The organism is Pseudomonas sp. Pseusp11 (genome assembly GCF_047304405.1).
Lineage (GTDB): Bacteria > Pseudomonadota > Gammaproteobacteria > Pseudomonadales > Pseudomonadaceae > Aquipseudomonas.
Map to the genome: position 1 here is coordinate 143,888 of NZ_JBGLZF010000005.1, position 18,421 is coordinate 162,308.

Here is an 18,421-nt window from a genome sequence, read left to right on the forward strand (position 1 = left end):
AACCCGGTTAACCGCGCGCGGCGGCAATCTTGATCAGCTTGGCGTAGTAGAACCCGTCGTGGCCGCCTTCCTGGGCCAGCAACTGGCGACCGTGGGGCTGTTTGATACCGGCCGCCGTGGCGAGGTCCAGTTCACGGGCGCCCGGCGTGCGGGCGAGGAACGCTTCGATGACTTCGGTGTTTTCGGTCGGCAGCGTGGAACAGGTGGCGTAAAGCAGAATGCCGCCCACTTCCAGAGTTATCCACATGGCGTCGAGCAGTTCGCCCTGAAGCACCGCCAGTGCGGCGATGTCGTCGGGTTGGCGGGTCAGTTTGATATCCGGGTGACGGCGGATCACCCCGGTGGCCGAGCATGGCGCGTCGAGCAGAATGCGCTGGAACGGTTTGCCGTCCCACCAGGTGGCGGTGTCGCGACCGTCGGCGGCAATCAATTCTGCGCTCAGGCCCAGGCGTGCGAGGTTTTCCCGCACCCGCACCAGACGCTTGGCTTCCAGATCCACAGCCACCACGCCGGCCAGTTTGGGCTCGGCCTCAAGGATGTGGCAGGTCTTGCCGCCCGGTGCGCAGCAGGCGTCCAGCACCCGTTGGCCCGGCGCGAGGTCCAGCAGATCGGCGGCCAATTGAGCGGCTTCGTCCTGCACGCTGATCCAGCCTTCAGCGAACCCAGGCAGGCTGCGTACGTCGGCGGCGGCGTCGAGAATGATGCCGTCGCGACTATAAATACAGGGCTTGGCGGCCACGCCAGCGTCACTCAGCAAGCCAAGGTAAGCGTCGCGAGTGTGATGACGACGGTTGACCCGCAGAATCATCGGCGGGTGCGCGTTGTTCGCTGCGCAAATGGCTTCCCATTGTTCAGGCCAGAAGGCCTTGAGGGATTTTTGCAGCCAGCGCGGGTGGGCGGTGCGCACCACCGGGTCGCGTTCCAGCTCGGCCAGCAGCGCTTCGCTTTCCCGTTGGGCGCGGCGCAGTACGGCGTTGAGCAAGGCTTTGGCCCACGGCTTTTTCAGTTTGTCGGCGCAACCGACGGTTTCGCCGATGGCGGCGTGAGCCGGGACGCGGGTATAGAGCAGTTGATAAAGCCCCACCAGCAACAGCGCCTCGACATCGGCATCAGCCGCCTTGAACGGCTTTTGCAGCAGCTTGGCCGCCAACGCCGACAAGCGCGGCTGCCAGCGAGCCGTGCCGAACGCCAGGTCCTGGGTGAAGCCGCGATCGCGGTCTTCGACCTTGTCCATTTGTGTCGGCAGAGAACTGTTGAGTGAGGCTTTTCCGTTAAGAACTGCAGCAAGTGCCTTGGCGGCGGCCAGACGTGGGTTCATTGAGCGTCTGCCGTTTGACCGAGGACGGTGCCGACGGCGAACTTCTCACGACGGCTGTTGAACAAGTCGCTGAAGTTCAGTGCCTTGCCGCCAGGTAATTGCAGACGGGTCAGGCACAGCGCCTGTTCACCGCAGGCAACGATCAAGCCGTCTTTGCTGGCGCTGAGGATTTCTCCCGGTGCGCCCTGCCCTTCGGCCAGGCTTGCGGCCAACACTTTCAGCGCTTCGCCGTTCAGCGTGCTGTGGCAGATCGGCCATGGATTGAAGGCGCGAACCAGACGCTCCAGCTCAACCGCCGGGCGGTTCCAGTCGATGCGCGCTTCGTCCTTGTTCAATTTGTGTGCATAGGTGGCGAGGCTATCGTCCTGCACTTCGCCTTGCAGTGTTCCCGCAGCCAGGCCGGCAATTGCCTGAATCACGGCTGGTGGGCCCATCTCTGCGAGGCGATCGTGAAGGCTGCCGCCAGTGTCTTCGGCGCTGATTGGCGTGGTGACCTTGAGCAGCATCGGCCCGGTATCGAGGCCGGCTTCCATGCGCATCACGGTCACGCCGCTTTCGCTGTCGCCCGCTTCAACGGCACGCTGGATCGGCGCCGCACCGCGCCAGCGTGGCAGCAAGGAGGCGTGGCTGTTGATGCAACCCAGGCGTGGGATATCCAGCACCACTTGCGGCAGGATCAGGCCATAGGCGACCACCACCATCAGATCCGGTTTCAGCGCCGCCAGTTCCGCCTGAGCGTCTTCGTTGCGCAGGGTTGGCGGTTGCAACACCTGGATGTTGTGCTCCAGCGCCAGCTGCTTGACCGGGCTTGGCATCAGCTTCTGCCCACGGCCCGCCGGACGGTCCGGTTGGGTGTAGACCGCAACGATCTCGTAAGGACTGCCCAGCAGGGCCTTGAGGTGTTCGGCGGCGAATTCCGGGGTGCCGGCAAAGACAATGCGCAGTGGCTCAGTCATGGAAGCTCTCAATTGCAAAGCATCTTGAAAAGAAAAAGGCTTGCCGCGGCAAGCCTTTGAAAGAAGGGCATCAAGCGTTCTGGCGGTGGAGCTTTTCCAGTTTCTTCTTGATCCGGTCGCGTTTGAGCGTGGACAGGTAATCGACGAACAACTTGCCGTTGAGGTGGTCGCATTCATGCTGGATGCACACGGCGAGCAGGCCTTCGGCGATCAGTTCGTAAGGCTGGCCGTCGCGGTCCAGGGCCTTGATCTTGACCTTTTGCGGGCGATCGACGTTTTCGTAGAAGCCCGGCACCGAGAGGCAGCCTTCCTGGTACTGGCCCATCTCGTCGGTCAGGGTTTCGAACTCGGGGTTGATGAACACCCGCGGTTCGCTGCGGTCTTCGGAGAGGTCCATCACGACGATACGTTTGTGCACGTTGACCTGGGTAGCGGCGAGGCCGATGCCTGGCGCTTCATACATTGTTTCAAACATGTCATCGACCAACTGACGCACTTCGTCGTCCACTACGGCCACTGGTTTGGCGATAGTGCGCAGGCGCGAATCGGGGAATTCGAGGATGTCTAAAATGGCCATAAGCTTAATTGCTGCACGTGTGAGGTAAAGTCGGGTCGATGGCCTGGCGAGTCCGAAGATGCAGGCTACCGTTGTGAACGTAGCTTCCGGCTTTTCAATAATGAGCCGGAGGCGAGCCACGAGGGCTCTGGCGTTTCACGCGAACGTACATAATAAAGGGATTCACCGCATGAGGAAATCACTACTCGCCTTGCTCCTTCTGGCCTCGGCCGGTTTTGCGCATGGGCAAGTGCAACTCAGGGAAGGTTTTCCACAGCAATACACCGTGGTGGCAGGGGACACACTCTGGGACATTTCCGGCAAATACCTGCGTGAGCCGTGGCAGTGGCCGCAGCTTTGGCAAGCCAATCCACAGATTGAAAACCCCAATCTCATCTATCCCGGCGATACGCTGTCGCTGGTCTACGTCAACGGTCAGCCACGCCTGACCCTCAACCGCGGCGCTTCCCGGGGCACCATCAAGCTGTCGCCACGAGTCCGCAGTTCACCGGTGGCCGACGCCATCCCGAGCATTCCGCTGAAGTCGATCAACAGTTTTCTGTTGAGCAATCGCATCGTCGACAAGGTCGAGGATTTCGACAAGGCGCCCTACATCGTTGCCGGAGATGCCGAACGGGTGCTCAGCGGCACCGGCGATCGAATCTTCGCGCGTGGCCATTTCGATCCGGCACAACCGGTCTACGGCATCTTTCGTCAGGGCAAGGTCTACACCGATCCGCAGAGCAAGGAGTTCCTGGGGATCAACGCAGACGACATCGGTGGCGGCGAAATCATTGCCACTGAAGGTGACGTCGCCACCCTGGCCCTGCAACGCACCACTCAGGAGGTGCGACTCGGCGACCGGTTGTTCAGTGGCGAAGAACGCTCGATCAATTCGACCTTCATGCCCAGTGCGCCCACCACCGATATCAATGGCCTGATTATCGATGTACCGCGTGGGGTCACCCAGATTGGCGCGCTGGATGTCGTCACGCTGAACAAAGGACAGCGCGATGGCCTGGCCGAAGGCAATGTGCTGGTGGTGATGAAAACCGGTGAAACCGTGCGTGACCGGATCACCGGTCAGCCTTTGAAAATCCCCGACGAACGGGCCGGTCTGCTGATGGTATTCCGCACCTACGACAAGCTCAGCTACGGGCTGGTGCTTAACGCATCGCGCTCTCTGGCGGTGATGGACAAGGTGCGAAATCCGTAAGCCTGCTCACAAGTTACCAACAGAGTTATCCACAGCTTATTCCCGATTCGACGGGACCTTATAACGATCAAGGATGATCCATGCCGCTGTCTGCCTGTACGTCCGTTTCCCCTGCGGAACTGGAAGCCCGTTTACGCCTGCACCTTTTGCCCGAGCTCGGTCCGGCACGTTTCAAGAAGTTGCTGGAGGCTTTCAGTTCTGCCTCCAAAGCCATCAGCGCACCGGCCAGTGCCTGGCGCGCGTTGGGCCTGCCCCTCGCTTGCGCGGAGGCCCGGCGCTGCAGTGAAATTCGTGATGGCGCCAGCCACGCATTGGCCTGGCTAGAGCGTTCTGGCCAGCATTTACTGATGTGGGACCAACCTGACTACCCCGCGCTGCTGGCGCAAATCAGCGATGCGCCACCGCTGTTATTCGTCGCGGGCGATCCGGGCATTCTGGAAAAGCCGCAGTTGGCGATGGTCGGCAGCCGTCGCGCATCGCGACCGGGCATGGATACCGCCAGTGCGTTTTCCCGCAGTCTGGCCGGCGCCGGTTTTGTCATCACCAGCGGTCTGGCCCTGGGCATTGATGCCGCCGCGCATCAGGCGGCTCTGGACGTTGGCGGGCAAACGGTCGGGGTGCTTGGCACGGGGCTGGAAAATTTTTATCCACAGCGCAATCGTCGACTGGCGGACGCCATGATCGCCTCGGGAAGCGCGGTCCTTTCGGAGTTCCCGCTGAACGCCGGCCCTTTCCCCAGTAATTTCCCACGGCGCAATCGAATCATCAGCGGTTTGTCCCTCGGCGTGCTGGTGGTCGAGGCGAGTATCGCCAGCGGTTCATTGATCACCGCGAGGCTCGCGGCGGAACAGGGGCGTGAGGTGTATGCGATTCCAGGGTCGATCCATCACCCCGGCGCAAAGGGTTGCCATCAACTTATCCGCGACGGTGCGGTGCTGGTGGAAACCATCGAACACATCCTTGAGGCCTTGCGCGGCTGGCAACGGCTGCCGTTATCCACAGAAACGCCGCAAAAGACGGTAACTCATCCACTGCTCATGTTGCTCCACGCGGCGCCTCATACCAGCGAAGCCTTGTCGGTCACCAGCGGCTGGGCCTTGTCGAAAGTGCTGGCAGCGCTGACGGAGCTGGAGATGGATGGCCGGGCTGTCTGTGAGAGCGGTCGATGGTTTGCGCGGGTAAACTAGGTTTTATAAGGAAGATCGGTAAACTGCGCAGAGCCTTATTCCGGAGAGTTTTTTCATGGTTAACAGTTGGCGTGTGCAACAAGCCGCACGAGAAATTCGCGCCGGGGCGGTCATTGCCTACCCAACGGAAGCCGTCTGGGGACTGGGTTGCGACCCGTGGAACGAAGAGGCGGTGGATCGTCTGCTGATGATCAAGGGCCGATCTGTGGATAAGGGCCTGATTCTGGTGGCCGACAATATTCGTCAGTTCGACTTCCTGTTCGAAGACTTCCCGGAGTTGTGGATGGACCGCATGGCCAGCACCTGGCCGGGCCCCAACACCTGGCTGGTGCCGCATCAGAATCTGTTGCCCCAGTGGATTACCGGTGTGCATGAAACGGTGGCGTTGCGGGTCAGCGACCACCCTCTGGTGCGGGACTTGTGTGCGGTGGTCGGCCCGCTGGTGTCGACCTCGGCTAACCCTCAAGGGCGACCGGCGGCACGGACGCGGATTCGCGTGGAGCAGTATTTCCGGGGGCAGGTTGATTATGTACTCGGTGGCAATCTGGGCGGGCGCAAGAATCCGAGCGTGATTCGCGATCTGGCGACGGGGCATGTGGTGCGCCCGGATTAATGTGGCGAGGGGGCTTGCCCCCGTTCGGGTGCGAAGCGCCCGCCAATGAGCGATTCGTTCTAACTGGCAGACCGCATCATCTGGTTGGGGACTGCTGCGCAGTCCAACGGGGCGGTGCGGCGTTCCGACAAGCCCCCTCACCACAGTCTGGTGTCAGGGCAACAGAATCGTCGAACCAGTCGTACGCCGCGCCGACAACTCGGTCTGCGCCTTCGCTGCATCAGCCAGTGGATACCGCTGGCTGATGTCCACCTTCAGCTCGCCGCTGATGATCATCTCGAACAGTTCATCAGCCATGCGTTGCAGGTTTTCAGCATTGTTGGCGTAGGTCGCCAGCGTCGGCCGGGTCACGTACAGCGAACCCTTGGCCGCGAGAATCCCCAGATTCACCCCGTCGACTGCGCCTGAAGCATTACCAAAGCTCACCACCAGCCCTCGCGGCGCAACGCTGTCGAGCGATGTCAGCCAGGTATCCTTGCCTACACCGTCGTACACCACCGGGACTTTTTTACCGTCAGTCAATTCCAGCACGCGTTGTGCGACGTTTTCATGGCTGTAATCGATGGTCGCCCAGGCACCATGGGCTTTCGCCAGGGCGGCCTTTTCCGCTGAACTGACCGTGCCGATCAGCTTCACCCCCAAGGCCTTGGCCCATTGGCAGGCCAGAGACCCGACGCCGCCGGCCGCAGCGTGAAACAGAATGGTTTCGCCGCCCTTGAGTTCATACGTCTGACGCAGCAGGTATTGCACGGTCAGGCCTTTGAGCATCACGCCGGCGGCTTGTTCGAAGCTGATGGCGTCCGGCAGGTGCACCAGGTTGGCTTCCGGCAAGACATGCACGTCGCTGTAGGCGCCCAACGGGCCACTGCCATAAGCCACGCGATCGCCAACCTTGAAGCGGGTGACTTCGCTACCGACTGCGTCGACCACGCCCGCGCCTTCGGCGCCCAGGCCCGATGGCAGGGCTGGCGGCGCATAAAGGCCGCTGCGGTAATAGGTGTCGATGAAGTTCAGGCCGATGGCCTTGTTGGTCACGCGTACCTGTTGCGGGCCGGGCTCGGCGGGTTGGTAATCCACGTATTCGAGCACTTCGGGGCCGCCATGGACGCGGAACTGGATACGCTTTGCCATCTGCTCTCTCCTTAGGTCTTTGGCTTCTAGAGTCGTAGCGCCAAGCGCCCTATCGAACTCCCAAGCTTGATCTTCGTCAACTGCGGCAGGCTCGCCTGCGATGTTATGCTACGGACCCATTTGCGCCGGCCCCCCGCTCTGATGGAGCGCCGCGTAGCTTTGCCCGATTCAAGGTGATGCCATGACTACCCGCACCGAGGCCGTAAAAGCCTACCTGCTCGACCTGCAAGACCGTATTTGCGCTGCCCTGGAAGCCGAAGACGGCGGCGCGCGTTTCGTCGAAGACGCCTGGACCCGGCCTGCCGGCGGCGGTGGTCGCACCCGGGTGATTGAGAACGGCGCAGTCATCGAAAAGGGCGGCGTCAACTATTCCCACGTGTTTGGCAGCGGTCTCCCACCGTCCGCCAGTGCTCATAGGCCGGAATTGGCCGGTCGAGGCTTCGAAGCCTTGGGCGTGTCGTTGGTGATTCACCCGCATAACCCCCATGTGCCAACGTCCCACGCCAATGTGCGCTTTTTCATCGCTGAAAAAGAAGGTGAAGAGCCGGTCTGGTGGTTCGGTGGCGGCTTTGACCTGACCCCTTATTACGGCAATGAAGAAGACTGCGTGCACTGGCACCACGTCGCCGAACAGGCCTGCGCACCGTTCGGCCCGGACGTTTACCCGCGCTATAAGGCCTGGTGCGACAGTTACTTCCACATCAAGCATCGTCACGAGCCACGGGGCATCGGTGGCCTGTTTTTCGATGACTTGAACGAGTGGGATTTCGACACCAGCTTCGCCTTCATGCGCGCCATCGGCGATGCGTTCATCGACGCGTACCTGCCGATCGTGCAACGCCGCAAAAATGATGCATTCACCGCCAAACAGCGTGAGTTCCAGGAGTTTCGCCGTGGTCGTTACGTTGAATTCAACCTGGTCTATGACCGCGGCACGCTGTTCGGCCTGCAATCGGGCGGGCGTACCGAGTCGATTCTGATGTCGCTGCCGCCGCAAGTACGCTGGGCCTACGACTGGAAGGCCGAGCCGGGCAGTGAAGAAGCGCGCCTGACCGAATACTTCCTGCAAGACCGCGATTGGTTGGCCAAGGCCTGAACGAGGAATTCTGATGGACCGTTATGTCGTATTCGGTAACCCGATCGGCCACAGCAAGTCGCCGCTGATCCACCGTCTGTTCGCCGAGCAGACCGGGCAGAAACTGGACTACAGCACCTTGCTGGCGCCCCTCGACGATTTTTCCGGCTGTGCGCTGGAATTTTTCCGCGAAGGCCGTGGGGCGAATGTGACAGTGCCGTTCAAGGAAGACGCCTATCGCCTGGCGAACAGCTTGACCCAACGGGCGCAGCGGGCCGGCGCGGTGAATACCCTGAGCAAACTGGCCGATGGCAGTCTGCTGGGCGACAACACCGATGGTGCCGGGCTGGTACGGGATCTGACGGTCAACGCCGGATTCAGCCTCGCGGGCAAACGCATCCTGCTGCTGGGGGCCGGTGGCGCGGTGCGCGGCGCGCTGGAGCCGCTGCTGGCGGAGCAACCGGCGTCGGTGATCATTGCCAACCGCACCGTGGAAAAAGCCGAATTGCTGGCGCAATTGTTTGCCGATCTGGGGCCGGTGTCGGCCAGCGGTTTCGATTGGCTGCGCGAGCCAGTGGACCTGATCATCAACGCCACGTCCGCCAGTCTGTCAGGCGATGTACCGCCGATTGCCGGCAGTTTGATCGAGCCGGGCAAGACGGTTTGCTACGACATGATGTACGGCAAGGACCCAACCTCGTTCTGCCGTTGGGCCAGTGAGCATGGGGCTGGCGTGTCGATGGATGGCTTGGGCATGTTGGCCGAGCAGGCGGCGGAAGCTTTCTATCTGTGGCGCGGTGTGCGCCCGGATACGGCGCCGGTGCTGGCCGAACTTCGCCGGCAACTGGCGCTGTAGTTCTTTGTGGCGAGGGAGCTTGCTCCCGCTGGGTTGCGAAGCAGCCCCAAAATCTGCGGGCGCTTCGCACCCGAACGGGAGCAAGCTCCCTCGCCACAGGTTATCTGTTTGTCATAGCAGTGGCGTTTAGTCCTCAAACCGGATCGGGCATTTCTCCGCGCCTTCCAGCTTTCTCAATTCCTCCACCACCTGCGGCCGTGCCTGCCGCAGAGTCAGGCTGCGATCCTGACGCAGCAGCCGTCGTGCTTCCTGGTGCAGCATTTCCACGCCCGAGTAGTCGATGAAGTTGATCTGTTGTGCCTCGATCACCACTCGCGGGCCTTGCATCCGTTGCAGGCGCACTTGCAGGTAATGGCTGGCGCCGAAAAAGATCGAGCCGCCGACCCTCAGGATGTCTTCGTCACCATTGCGCCAGTGCTGCACCCGTGGCTGTGAGGTGCGTTTGAGGTAGAAGAACAGTGACGCCAGCACCCCGGCGTAGATCGCCGTCTGCAACTCGAGCAACAGGGTGGCGACACAGGTCAGCGTCATGACCAGGAATTCGGCATGGCTGACCCGCAACAAGGCACGAATGCCGCGATGATCCACCAATCCCCAAGCGATCAAAAGGATGCTGCCAGCCATGGCCGGGATCGGGATGTGCGCAATCAATGCCGCACCGAATATCGCGAACAGTGCCACCCACAGCGCCGAAAAAAACCCGGCCAGCGGTGAACAGGCGCCGGCATCGTAGCTCAGGCCCGAGCGAGTGAAGGAACCGGCGGACAGCGAACCGGAAAAAAACGCCCCGACCATGTTCGAGAAACCCTGGGCGCGAACTTCCTGATTGGCATCGAGCAACTGCTGCGAGCGGGCCGACAGGGAGCGGGCAATCGACAGGCTCGTCACCAGCCCGAGCATGCCGACCGCCACCGCACTGGGCAGCAGGCGCAATATCAGGTCCAGATCCAGCGGCAGCGGGCTGAAGGGCGGCAGCCGCCCGACAAACGCGCTGACCAGCTTCACATGACCGAACATCGCTGGCCACAGCCATACCAGCAATCCGCTCAGGGCCAGAGCGATCAACAGCGTCGGCCAGCGCGGCACCAGCAGTTTCAGCACGATGCCAACCGCGACCGTGGCCAGGCCCAGCAGCAGCGAGGGTTTGTCCACTTCGCCGAGATGATTGAGCAGCATCATCAAGCTGTTGAGCGCCGTGGCCTGGTTGGGCACATCCAGCCCCAGCAGGTTCGGCAGCTGCCCGATGGCAATTACCACTGCCGCGCCAAGGGTGAAGCCCAGCACCACCGAGTGAGAGACGAAATTCACCAGGGCGCCGAACCGCAGCAGCCCCAGCAACCACTGGAAAATGCCCGCAAGGAGCGTAAGAAGCAGGATCAGCGTGACGTAGTCCTGAGACTCTGGGACGGCCAGAGGACTGACGCTGGCGTACAGGACGATGGAAATGGCCGCCGTAGGGCCGCAGATCAAATGCCACGACGAACCCCAGAGACAGGCAATCAGCACCGGGATGATGGCGGCGTACAGACCATATTCCGGTGGGAGACCGGCGATCAGGGCGTAGGCAATCGATTGTGGCAACGCGAGAATCGCGCCGCTCAGGCCGACGATCAGGTCACGACCGACGCTGGCGCGGGTTTGCCGGGGCAACCAGGTCAGGAAGGGAAAGAGTGAATGGCGGCTGGGGAAGGCCATGGGTCCTCTCGGTACGGGGTAAATCATCAGGGTAAAGCATTGGCTCGTAGTGGGCAGATCATTGTGGCGAGGGAGCTTGCTCCCGCTCGGCTGCGCAGCAGTCGCAAATCCGGACAACTCGGTGAGGCTGATAAACCGGGTTTGCCGAAATGGGAGTGCTACGCCCTCCAGCGGGAGCAAGCTCCCTCGCCACAGGGAAACCTTACAACTTGGCTTTGACCGCCGGCAGAGCATCCTTGCCGTCCACGGTCTTCACGCCCTCCAGCCATTTATCCAGCACCACCGGGTTGGCCTTGATCCACGCTTTGGCCGCGTCGGCATTGCTGACCTTTTTGTTCACCACTTCGGCCATGATGCTGTTCTCCATTTCCTGGGTAAAACTCAGGTTGGTGAGCAGTTTGCCCACGTTCGGGCAGGCCTGTGCATAACCTTTGCGGGTCAGTGTATAAACGCTGCCGGTGTCACCGAAGTACTTCTCGCCGCCCTTCAGATAATGCATTTTCAACTGCACGTTCATCGGGTGTGGCGTCCAGCCGAGGAAGGTCACGAATTTCTGTTTCTTCACCGCGCGGGACACTTCGGCCAGCATTGCTTGCTCGCTGGATTCGATCAGTTTCCATTGACCCATGTCGAAGTCGTTCTTCTTGATGATCTCTTGCAGCGAAATGTTCGCCGGGGCGCCGGAGCCGATGCCATAGATCTTCTTGTCGAACTTGTCAGAGAATTTGTTCAAGTCGTTAAAGTTATGCACACCTGCGTCCCAGACGTAATCCGGGACCGCCAGGGTGAACTCGGTGCCGTCGAGGTTCTTCGCCAGCTGCGTGACATCGCCGTTGGCCACGAACTTGTCGTAAAAACCTTGCTGCGCCGGCATCCAGTTGCCGAGGAAGACGTCCACCTGGCCATCCTTCAGACCTCCAAAGGTGATCGGCACCGCCAGCGTGTCGACCTTGGCCTTGTAGCCCATGCCGTCCAGTAGAATCCCGGTGATGGCGTTGGTGGCGGCGATGTCGCTCCAGCCAGGGTCGGCCATCTTCACCGTTTCGCAGCTTTGCTCGGCGTAGGCCGAGGTGCTGCCCAGAGCCAGAAGCCCGACTGTCAGTACTGTGGATAACTGTTGCATGGACGTCCCCTTAACATTATTGGTTTTGGCAGGGTTGTGGATAACGGGCTTTACGCTCCAGATCGTCGAGGTCGATGTGGTTGCGCATGTACTGCTGACTGGCATCTACCAGCGGCTGGTGGTCCCAGCTCTTCAGCTTGCCGATGGTCAGGGCGTCGGCGACGAAACGCCGGCGTCGCTGACTGGCGAGCACCTGTTGGTGGATCGCCGGGATATTCCATTTGGCCCGTGCTTCGGCGAGAAAATCCTCGAACAGCTGATGATGTTGCGGCGAATGGCTGAGTTCTTCCTGTTCACGCGGGTCGTTATGCACATCGAAGAGCAGGCAAGGGTCGTCTTCGCTGTAGATGAATTTGTAGGCGCCGCGACGAATCATCATCAACGGGCTGATGGTGCCTTCGGCCATGTATTCACCGAACACCTCGTCGTGACCGCCCTGCCCTTGCAGGTGTGAAACCAGCGAGCGGCCGTCCAGCGGCAGGCCTGGCTCCAATGAGCCGCCGGCCAGTTCCACAAAGGTCGGCAGCAGATCGGCGGTGGATACCGCCGCGCTGACCCGTCCGGCGCCGAATTGCCCCGGCGCGCTGATCAGCAGCGGTACGCGGGCGGCCATTTCGTACCAGTGCATCTTGTACCAGAGGCCGCGCTCGCCGAGCATGTCGCCGTGGTCACCAGAGAACACGATGATGGTGTCATCGATCAGCCCGGTTTCCTCGAGTGTTTGCAGGAGTTTACCGACGTTGCTGTCGATATAGCTGCACGCACCAAAGTAGGCACGGCGCGCGTCGCGAATCTTATCCACAGGCAGCGGCTTGTCCCACAGGTCATAGACTTTGAGCAGGCGCTGGGAGTGAGGATCGAGTTCATCCTGTGCGGGTGTTTCCGGCAAAGGGATGTCGGCGTCGTCGTACAGATCCCAGAACGCCTTGGGAATCGTGTACGGGTCGTGTGGGTGAGTCATCGACACGGTCAGGCAGAACGGCTGATCGCCATCTTCGCGGATGTGATCGAACAGGTATTGTTGGGCCTTGAACACCACCTCTTCGTCGAAATCCAGCTGATTGGTGCGCACGCAGGGCCCGGCTTGCAGCACCGACGACATGTTGTGGTACCAAGTCGGCCGCACGTCCGGCTCGTCCCAGTTCACCGCCCAACCGTAGTCGGCCGGGTAGATGTCACTGGTGAGACGTTCTTCATAGCCGTGCAACTGGTCCGGGCCGCAGAAGTGCATCTTTCCCGACAGCGCGGTGCGGTAACCGAGGCGCCGCAGGTAGTGGGCATAGGTCGGAACGTCGGCGGGGAAATCGGCCGCGTTGTCGTAGGCGCCGATCTTGCTCGGCAACTGACCGCTGACCAGGGTGAAACGTGACGGCGCGCAGAGCGGACTGTTGCAGTACGCGGCGTCGAACACCACACCTTCGGCGGCGAGGCGGCTCAGATTCGGCAGTTTGATGGGCGAAGGGCCGTAGAACGGCAACATTGGCGCGGCCATTTGATCGGCCATGATGAAAAGAATATTTTTGCGCTTCATGTGATCGCGGCATTCCATAGTGGATATTTATGCGAGAGTGCTGTGATCGAGCATGCAACCCATGGAATTTGTGGTAAAGCCCACGCCAGGCAATGACTAGGATAAGCACAGCTTATGTATGAAGCCCTCGGTGATTTGTCTCTGGACCTGTTGCGCGCCTTTGAAGCCGCGGCCCGCCAGCGCAGTTTCACTGCCGCTGCAGTGGAGCTCGGCACCACGCAACCGGCCATCAGTCAGCAGATCAAGCGATTGGAAGAGCAGCTCGCTACACGATTGTTTGATCGCATTTATCGCGGTATCGAACTGACCGAGGCTGGCGCGATTCTGTTTGAGCAAGTTCAGCTCGGTTTACAGAATATCGACGCCGGATTGAGCGCGATCAGTGCACAGCAGCAACACGAAGTGTTGCAGGTGGCCACCGACTTCGCCTTCGCCGCGTACTGGCTGATGCCGCGTCTGCACCGCTTCCATACCGCCAATCCTCAAGTGGACGTCAGCCTGGTCACCAGCGAACGCAGCCACAACATGCTGCGCACGGATATAGATGTGGCGGTGCTGTTCGGCGATGGCCGGTTCAAGCAAGGCGAGAGCCATTGGTTGTTCAGTGAAGAAGTGTTTCCGGTGTGCAGCCCGCTGCTCTTGAAGGATCGTCCCCTGCCCTTGCCGGCTCAGTCATTGCTGGAGTTTCCGCTTTTGCATCTGCGTGGCGAACACAGCAGCAACTGGTTCGACTGGAGCGGCGTGTTTCGCGAACTGGGGATCACGTCGGCGCCAGCGCCGGGGCAACTGCGCTTCGACAATTACACCTTGCTGATTCAAGCGGCGATTGGCGGCCAGGGCGTTGCGATCGGTTGGCGGCACCTTGTGGATAACTTGCTGGCGCAAGGTCTGTTGTGTCGACCGATTGCCGAGACAGTGATTTCCAGGCTGGGTTATTACGTGGTCCTGCCCCAGCGCAAACGGCGCGGGGCGTTGATTCAAACATTTGTGGATTGGTTGATGGCGGAACAGGCCAGCAGTGCGCAATCGCTTAATGGCCTTCCTTTGCCATCGATTGCGGTATGAGGGCTTTACGGTTCCGAAGTCGGGACAAAATTCACATGCTGACCGACATGCAAATTCAGCCATAACTCATCGGCAATCCCGATGGCAACTCGGTTCAGCCGTTCCAGCGGTTCGGCCAGGCCAGGTTCCAGGCTCGTGCTGACGTGACTGAAATGCTCGATGGACAGTCCCGGTACGCCGCGTGGGGCATTCACCAGGGTCCAGTGCAATGGACTGCTTTGCAGCGCCTCGCGGATTTCTTCGGCGGCGTGGCGTTGCAAAGGGTCGTCTATCTCCGGATCGTCCAGCACATCGAAATCACCCACCAGAAACAGCCGGGAGATGCCCGCGGCCTGCATGCCGTCAATCAGCGCATCCACTGCCAGCACTTGCTCGACCGGGCCAGGTACGATGGATTTTTCGATGTGTTCGCTGTTCATCGGCAACCCCGGTGCATCCAGCAGGCAGATCACCGCCGAACAGCCGGCCACGCTCTGCTTGACCCGCTGGGCATCGAACAGGTCGCCGGCCTTGGTGCGCAATCCGGGGCGTGGTGCGAGCGCCGTCAGGTCATCGAGAATCGCGATCACTTCATGTTGGCGCCGCAGCATCTCAGCCATCAGCGCACTGCCCAGGCTACTCATGGCACCATAAAGCACTACCTTCACTACCGGGGTTTCGGCATTTTTCATGGCTGTGCTCCGAACGTCCTGCCTATATAACGTAAGACCTGTGGGGAACGGTGTGGGTTCGACCAGGTTCAAAGGGGTTTCAGATGCAACAGATCAAGGGCTACCACGCCCATGTCTATTTCGACGCCAACACCCTCCCGCAGGCCCGGGCCTTGTGCGAGCAGGCCGCGCAATTGTTTCCACTGAAGATGGGCCGCGTGCATGAACGCCTGGTTGGCCCGCACCCGGACTGGAGCTGCCAATTGGCTTTCGAGCCGCAATACCTTGGCGAGGTGTTGCCGTGGCTGGCGCTCAATCGCAAGGGGTTGGTGGTGTTCCTGCACCCGGAGACCGGCAACGATCTGCTCGACCACACTGAACACGCGATCTGGATGGGGGCAATCCGGCCACTGGATCTGTCTGTTTTCTGATCAGAGTTGTTCTTCGGCCTCGCCAGGCAAATGTTCGTCCAGATGCAGCCAGGGCAACCGACTGTCCGTCCAGATATGCCGCTCGGCCGGCGCCTGCTCAGGGTGGTCGAGGGTGGCGATGGTCACGTCGATGCTTTCGGGGCTGAGCGTTGTCACCAACGCCAGTTGCGCCCCGCAGTTGGGGCAGAAATACCGCGCGCAAGTGGATGAAGAGTCATACCGGGACGGCGTACCCGCCACCCAGGCAAATGCTGAGGCAGGCACGGTGATCCAGGTGGTCACGATCCCGCCGCTGACCCGCCGGCAAATCGAGCAGTGGCAGTGGGCGATATCCTGCAACGGCCCGCCGAATTGATAGCGGATTTGTCCGCAGTGGCAGCCGCCAGTGTGAAGTTCGCCCATGTTTTTTCCTCCTGAGCCCTTGTTTACGGACTTTCAACCCGGCCGACGACCGGTCGTACATTCGGTCAATGCTTTCATCCGCGAAAGCTGGCTGAAAGCTTCCCCGATTAGGATCGCCTCACTGCCGGCAACAGACCGGTTGGCCAACGCGAGTGTTTCATTGCCCGCCCGGCCCATTTAACAACAACAATGGTGATTCTGATGTCCGCTCCTATCCGCCTCTTCGCTGCACCTCCGCCCGTACGTTTCGTGCTTCCCGTTCTGCGCTGACCTCATCGGTTCGCCCATTCCCTAGCCGCGCTACGCCTGGAGTATTCCTATGCTGACTTTCCTTGGCTTTGCCATGGTCATCACGTTCATGTTCCTGATCATGACCAAGCGCCTGTCCGCGCTGATCGCCCTGATTATCATCCCGATCATCTTCGCCCTGTTCGGCGGTTTCTCGCCGAAGATCGGCCCGATGATGCTCGAAGGCATCACCAAGCTCGCGCCGACCGGCGTGATGCTGATGTTCGCCATCCTCTATTTCGCCCTGATGATCGACTCCGGCCTGTTTGACCCGGCCGTGCGCAAGATCCTCAAACTGGTCAAGGGCGACCCGTTGAAAGTGTCGGTCGGTACCGCCGTGCTGGCGCTGATCGTGTCCATGGACGGTGATGGCGCCACCACTTACATGATCTGCGTGGCCGCCATGCTGCCGCTCTACAGCCGCATCGGCATGAGCCCGCGGATCATGGCCGGTCTGATCATCCTCGCCGGTGGCGTGATGAACATGACCCCTTGGGGCGGTCCGACCGCTCGTGCGGCCAGTGCGCTGCACGTGGACCCGTCCGCGATCTTCGTGCCGATGATTCCGGCAATGCTGGCCGGTGTGGTGGCGATTCTGGCGATTGCCTACTTCTACGGTAAACGCGAGCGTGCGCGTCTGGGTGAGTTGCATTTGGTCGGTGATGAAATCGACCATAGCGAAATCAGCGTTTCGCAGTTCCCGGACGCCCGTCGTCCAAAACTGATCTGGTTCAACGGCGCGCTGACCCTGGCACTGATGGGCACCTTGATCGCCGGCCTGTTGCCGCTGCCGGTGCTATTCATGGTGGCGTTCAGTATCGCGATGATCGTCAACTATCCTTGCCTGCAACAGCAGAAGGACCGCGTTGCGGCCCACGCCGGTAGCGTGTTGGCGGTGGTCGGGTTGATCTTTGCCGCGGGTATCTTCACCGGTATCCTGACGGGCACCGGCATGGTCGACGCCATGTCCAAGAGCCTGCTGGCGGTCATCCCGGATTTCCTCGGCCCGTACCTGGCCGTGATCACTGCGCTGGTGAGCATGCCGTTCACGTTCTTCATGTCGAACGACGCATTTTATTACGGCGTGTTACCGGTACTTGCCGAAGCCGCCAGTCATTACGGTATAACCGCGGTAGAAATGGCACGTGCCTCGATCGTCGGTCAGCCCGTCCACTTGCTGAGCCCGCTGGTACCATCGACCTATCTGTTGGTGGCCCTGGCCGGTATCGAATTCGGTGACCATCAGCGGTTCACCCTGAAGTGGGCAGTGCTGGTTTGCCTGTGCATACTGGCGGCAGCCTTGCTGATGGGGATCTTTCCGCTGTTCAGCACGCTATAAGCCCAAGACTCACCATGACGGGTCCAGGCTTTGCTGTTTGAAGCCTGGGCCCTTCGTGGTTTAACACATCCACAAAGGAATACACATGGAATGGCTGACCAACCCTGAAATCTGGGTTGCCTTCTTCACTCTGACTGCCCTGGAGATCGTCCTGGGTATCGACAACATCATCATGATCTCGATCCTGGTCAGCCGCATGCCCAAGCACATGCAGGCGCGCACCCGGATCTTCGGCCTGGCGCTGGCCATGGTCACGCGGATTCTGTTGCTGCTTTCGATCACCTGGGTCATGCGTCTCACCGCGGACCTGTTCGAAGTGTTCGGCCAGGGTATTTCCGGGCGTGACCTGATCCTGTTCTTCGGTGGTCTGTTCCTGCTGTGGAAAAGCTCGCAAGAGATGTATCACGCGCTGGAAGGCGAGGATGAAACCAGCGACGAGCCAAGTGGCAAGGGCGGTAACTTCCTCTACACCATTATCCAGATCGCGATCATCGACATCGTGTTCTCGCTGGACTCCGTCATCACTGCCGTTGGCATGGTGTCCCACGTACCGGTCATGGTCGCGGCAATCATCGTCGCAGTGCTGGTGATGATGTGGGCTTCCGGCACCATCAGCGAGTTCATCGACAGGCACCCGTCGCTGAAAATGCTGGCGCTGTCTTTCCTGTTGATCGTCGGTACCGTGCTGATTGCCGAATCCTTCGATGTGCATGTGCCGAAAGGCTACGTCTACTTCGCCATGGCGTTCTCGCTGGCAGTGGAAGCAATCAACATCAGGATGCGCACCGCGATTGCGAAAAAACGCACACAGCAAGAGCCGGTGAAACTGCGCAAGGATGTTCCGGGCCAGTAATTGGTCTAGATGGGACCTCTGTGGCGAGGGAGCTTGCTCCCGCTGGGCCGCGAAGCGGCCCTGAAACCAGTCACCGCGATTAGGCAGTAAAACCACGTATGCCTTTGCGGCTGCTTCGCAACCGAACGGGAGCAAG

Annotated in this window: 18 protein-coding genes; 9 read left to right on the forward strand and 9 right to left on the reverse strand. The window is 60.5% G+C overall.

Going from position 1 to position 18,421, the window contains the following annotated elements; all coding sequences use genetic code 11:
- Nucleotides 1-7 precede the first annotated feature (7 nt).
- The 3 genes from rsmB to def form a co-directional block, all read right to left on the reverse strand.
- Nucleotides 8-1,318, reverse strand: a complete 1,311-nt coding sequence (gene rsmB, locus ACCC96_RS06045) for a 16S rRNA (cytosine(967)-C(5))-methyltransferase RsmB (protein WP_019580328.1) — start codon at nucleotides 1,316-1,318, stop codon at nucleotides 8-10.
- Nucleotides 1,315-2,274 carry a methionyl-tRNA formyltransferase gene (gene fmt / locus ACCC96_RS06050; protein WP_413695211.1) on the reverse strand — a complete coding sequence of 320 codons (960 nt, stop codon included), beginning with the start codon at nucleotides 2,272-2,274 and terminating at the stop codon, nucleotides 1,315-1,317. Before fmt ends, rsmB begins: the two co-directional genes overlap by 4 nt.
- Before the next feature lie 70 nt (nucleotides 2,275-2,344).
- Complete coding sequence (gene def, locus ACCC96_RS06055) at nucleotides 2,345-2,851, reverse strand: peptide deformylase (RefSeq protein ID WP_007941507.1); 507 nt, start codon at nucleotides 2,849-2,851, stop codon at nucleotides 2,345-2,347.
- A 169-nt stretch (nucleotides 2,852-3,020) separates the two neighbouring features.
- Between def and ACCC96_RS06060 the strand changes: the two genes are divergently transcribed.
- From ACCC96_RS06060 to ACCC96_RS06070, 3 genes are all read left to right on the forward strand, one after another.
- Complete coding sequence (locus tag ACCC96_RS06060) at nucleotides 3,021-4,046, forward strand: LysM peptidoglycan-binding domain-containing protein (protein WP_413695212.1); 1,026 nt, start codon at nucleotides 3,021-3,023, stop codon at nucleotides 4,044-4,046.
- A gap of 80 nt (nucleotides 4,047-4,126) precedes the next feature.
- Nucleotides 4,127-5,233: a DNA-processing protein DprA gene (gene dprA, locus ACCC96_RS06065; protein WP_413695213.1), complete on the forward strand. Its 1,107-nt coding sequence runs from the start codon at nucleotides 4,127-4,129 to the stop codon at nucleotides 5,231-5,233.
- Between the two features lie 55 nt (nucleotides 5,234-5,288).
- The gene (locus tag ACCC96_RS06070) at nucleotides 5,289-5,846 is read left to right on the forward strand and encodes an L-threonylcarbamoyladenylate synthase (protein WP_018927304.1); all 558 of its coding nucleotides are present in this window, start codon (nucleotides 5,289-5,291) and stop codon (nucleotides 5,844-5,846) included.
- 153 nt (nucleotides 5,847-5,999) lie between these two features.
- Here the strand turns inward: ACCC96_RS06070 and ACCC96_RS06075 are convergent, their stop codons facing one another.
- Nucleotides 6,000-6,977 (reverse strand): NADPH:quinone reductase, encoded by a 978-nt coding sequence (locus tag ACCC96_RS06075; RefSeq protein WP_413695214.1) that lies wholly within the window; start codon nucleotides 6,975-6,977, stop codon nucleotides 6,000-6,002.
- A 181-nt stretch (nucleotides 6,978-7,158) separates the two neighbouring features.
- On the opposite strand from ACCC96_RS06075, the gene hemF reads away from it, so the two are divergent.
- Both hemF and aroE read left to right on the forward strand, forming a co-directional pair.
- A complete protein-coding gene (gene hemF, locus ACCC96_RS06080) occupies nucleotides 7,159-8,073 on the forward strand; it encodes an oxygen-dependent coproporphyrinogen oxidase (protein ID WP_413695215.1) in 915 nt (304 codons plus the stop codon).
- 13 nt (nucleotides 8,074-8,086) lie between these two features.
- Nucleotides 8,087-8,908 (forward strand): shikimate dehydrogenase, encoded by an 822-nt coding sequence (aroE, locus tag ACCC96_RS06085; protein WP_018927301.1) that lies wholly within the window; start codon nucleotides 8,087-8,089, stop codon nucleotides 8,906-8,908.
- Nucleotides 8,909-9,034: 126 nt separating this feature from the next.
- On the opposite strand, the gene ACCC96_RS06090 is transcribed toward aroE, so the two are convergent.
- The 3 genes from ACCC96_RS06090 to betC all read right to left on the reverse strand — a co-directional run bounded on the left by ACCC96_RS06090 (nucleotide 9,035) and on the right by betC (nucleotide 13,257).
- Nucleotides 9,035-10,603, reverse strand: coding sequence for a SulP family inorganic anion transporter (locus ACCC96_RS06090; RefSeq protein ID WP_413695216.1), 1,569 nt, complete (start codon nucleotides 10,601-10,603; stop codon nucleotides 9,035-9,037).
- 202 nt (nucleotides 10,604-10,805) lie between these two features.
- Nucleotides 10,806-11,726, reverse strand: coding sequence for a choline ABC transporter substrate-binding protein (gene choX, locus ACCC96_RS06095; RefSeq protein ID WP_413695217.1), 921 nt, complete (start codon nucleotides 11,724-11,726; stop codon nucleotides 10,806-10,808).
- Nucleotides 11,727-11,742: 16 nt separating this feature from the next.
- Nucleotides 11,743-13,257, reverse strand: coding sequence for a choline-sulfatase (gene betC, locus ACCC96_RS06100; protein ID WP_019651230.1), 1,515 nt, complete (start codon nucleotides 13,255-13,257; stop codon nucleotides 11,743-11,745).
- Nucleotides 13,258-13,371: 114 nt separating this feature from the next.
- Here betC and ACCC96_RS06105 point away from each other — a divergent pair, with 114 nt between their 5' ends.
- Entirely contained in the window at nucleotides 13,372-14,322 is a 951-nt protein-coding gene (locus ACCC96_RS06105) for a choline sulfate utilization transcriptional regulator (RefSeq protein ID WP_019651229.1), read from the forward strand.
- A gap of 5 nt (nucleotides 14,323-14,327) precedes the next feature.
- Here ACCC96_RS06105 and ACCC96_RS06110 read toward each other — a convergent pair whose 3' ends face one another.
- Entirely contained in the window at nucleotides 14,328-14,993 is a 666-nt protein-coding gene (locus ACCC96_RS06110) for an NAD(P)-dependent oxidoreductase (RefSeq protein ID WP_413695218.1), read from the reverse strand.
- 83 nt (nucleotides 14,994-15,076) lie between these two features.
- Between ACCC96_RS06110 and ACCC96_RS06115 the strand changes: the two genes are divergently transcribed.
- The gene (locus ACCC96_RS06115) at nucleotides 15,077-15,403 is read left to right on the forward strand and encodes a DOPA 4,5-dioxygenase family protein (RefSeq protein ID WP_019580317.1); all 327 of its coding nucleotides are present in this window, start codon (nucleotides 15,077-15,079) and stop codon (nucleotides 15,401-15,403) included.
- Here ACCC96_RS06115 and ACCC96_RS06120 read toward each other — a convergent pair whose 3' ends face one another.
- Entirely contained in the window at nucleotides 15,404-15,805 is a 402-nt protein-coding gene (locus ACCC96_RS06120; RefSeq protein ID WP_019651227.1) for a GFA family protein, read from the reverse strand.
- A 319-nt stretch (nucleotides 15,806-16,124) separates the two neighbouring features.
- On the opposite strand from ACCC96_RS06120, the gene ACCC96_RS06125 reads away from it, so the two are divergent.
- Nucleotides 16,125-17,432 carry a CitMHS family transporter gene (locus tag ACCC96_RS06125; protein WP_019651226.1) on the forward strand — a complete coding sequence of 436 codons (1,308 nt, stop codon included), beginning with the start codon at nucleotides 16,125-16,127 and terminating at the stop codon, nucleotides 17,430-17,432.
- Nucleotides 17,433-17,517: 85 nt separating this feature from the next.
- Nucleotides 17,518-18,285, forward strand: coding sequence for a TerC family protein (locus ACCC96_RS06130; protein WP_019580315.1), 768 nt, complete (start codon nucleotides 17,518-17,520; stop codon nucleotides 18,283-18,285).
- Nucleotides 18,286-18,421 lie beyond the last annotated feature (136 nt).

Coding starts and splice junctions, on each gene's coding strand:
- ACCC96_RS06075 (WP_413695214.1), bottom strand. CDS start 6,977: ATGGCAAAGCGTATCCAGTTCCGCGTCCATGGCGGCCCCGAAGTGCTC.
- ACCC96_RS06060 (WP_413695212.1), top strand. CDS start 3,021: ATGAGGAAATCACTACTCGCCTTGCTCCTTCTGGCCTCGGCCGGTTTT.
- ACCC96_RS06125 (WP_019651226.1), top strand. CDS start 16,125: ATGCTGACTTTCCTTGGCTTTGCCATGGTCATCACGTTCATGTTCCTG.
- aroE (WP_018927301.1), top strand. CDS start 8,087: ATGGACCGTTATGTCGTATTCGGTAACCCGATCGGCCACAGCAAGTCG.
- ACCC96_RS06105 (WP_019651229.1), top strand. CDS start 13,372: ATGTATGAAGCCCTCGGTGATTTGTCTCTGGACCTGTTGCGCGCCTTT.
- ACCC96_RS06130 (WP_019580315.1), top strand. CDS start 17,518: ATGGAATGGCTGACCAACCCTGAAATCTGGGTTGCCTTCTTCACTCTG.
- ACCC96_RS06115 (WP_019580317.1), top strand. CDS start 15,077: ATGCAACAGATCAAGGGCTACCACGCCCATGTCTATTTCGACGCCAAC.
- fmt (WP_413695211.1), bottom strand. CDS start 2,274: ATGACTGAGCCACTGCGCATTGTCTTTGCCGGCACCCCGGAATTCGCC.
- betC (WP_019651230.1), bottom strand. CDS start 13,257: ATGAAGCGCAAAAATATTCTTTTCATCATGGCCGATCAAATGGCCGCG.
- ACCC96_RS06070 (WP_018927304.1), top strand. CDS start 5,289: ATGGTTAACAGTTGGCGTGTGCAACAAGCCGCACGAGAAATTCGCGCC.
- ACCC96_RS06120 (WP_019651227.1), bottom strand. CDS start 15,805: ATGGGCGAACTTCACACTGGCGGCTGCCACTGCGGACAAATCCGCTAT.
- dprA (WP_413695213.1), top strand. CDS start 4,127: ATGCCGCTGTCTGCCTGTACGTCCGTTTCCCCTGCGGAACTGGAAGCC.
- def (WP_007941507.1), bottom strand. CDS start 2,851: ATGGCCATTTTAGACATCCTCGAATTCCCCGATTCGCGCCTGCGCACT.
- hemF (WP_413695215.1), top strand. CDS start 7,159: ATGACTACCCGCACCGAGGCCGTAAAAGCCTACCTGCTCGACCTGCAA.
- choX (WP_413695217.1), bottom strand. CDS start 11,726: ATGCAACAGTTATCCACAGTACTGACAGTCGGGCTTCTGGCTCTGGGC.
- rsmB (WP_019580328.1), bottom strand. CDS start 1,318: ATGAACCCACGTCTGGCCGCCGCCAAGGCACTTGCTGCAGTTCTTAAC.
- ACCC96_RS06110 (WP_413695218.1), bottom strand. CDS start 14,993: ATGAAAAATGCCGAAACCCCGGTAGTGAAGGTAGTGCTTTATGGTGCC.
- ACCC96_RS06090 (WP_413695216.1), bottom strand. CDS start 10,603: ATGGCCTTCCCCAGCCGCCATTCACTCTTTCCCTTCCTGACCTGGTTG.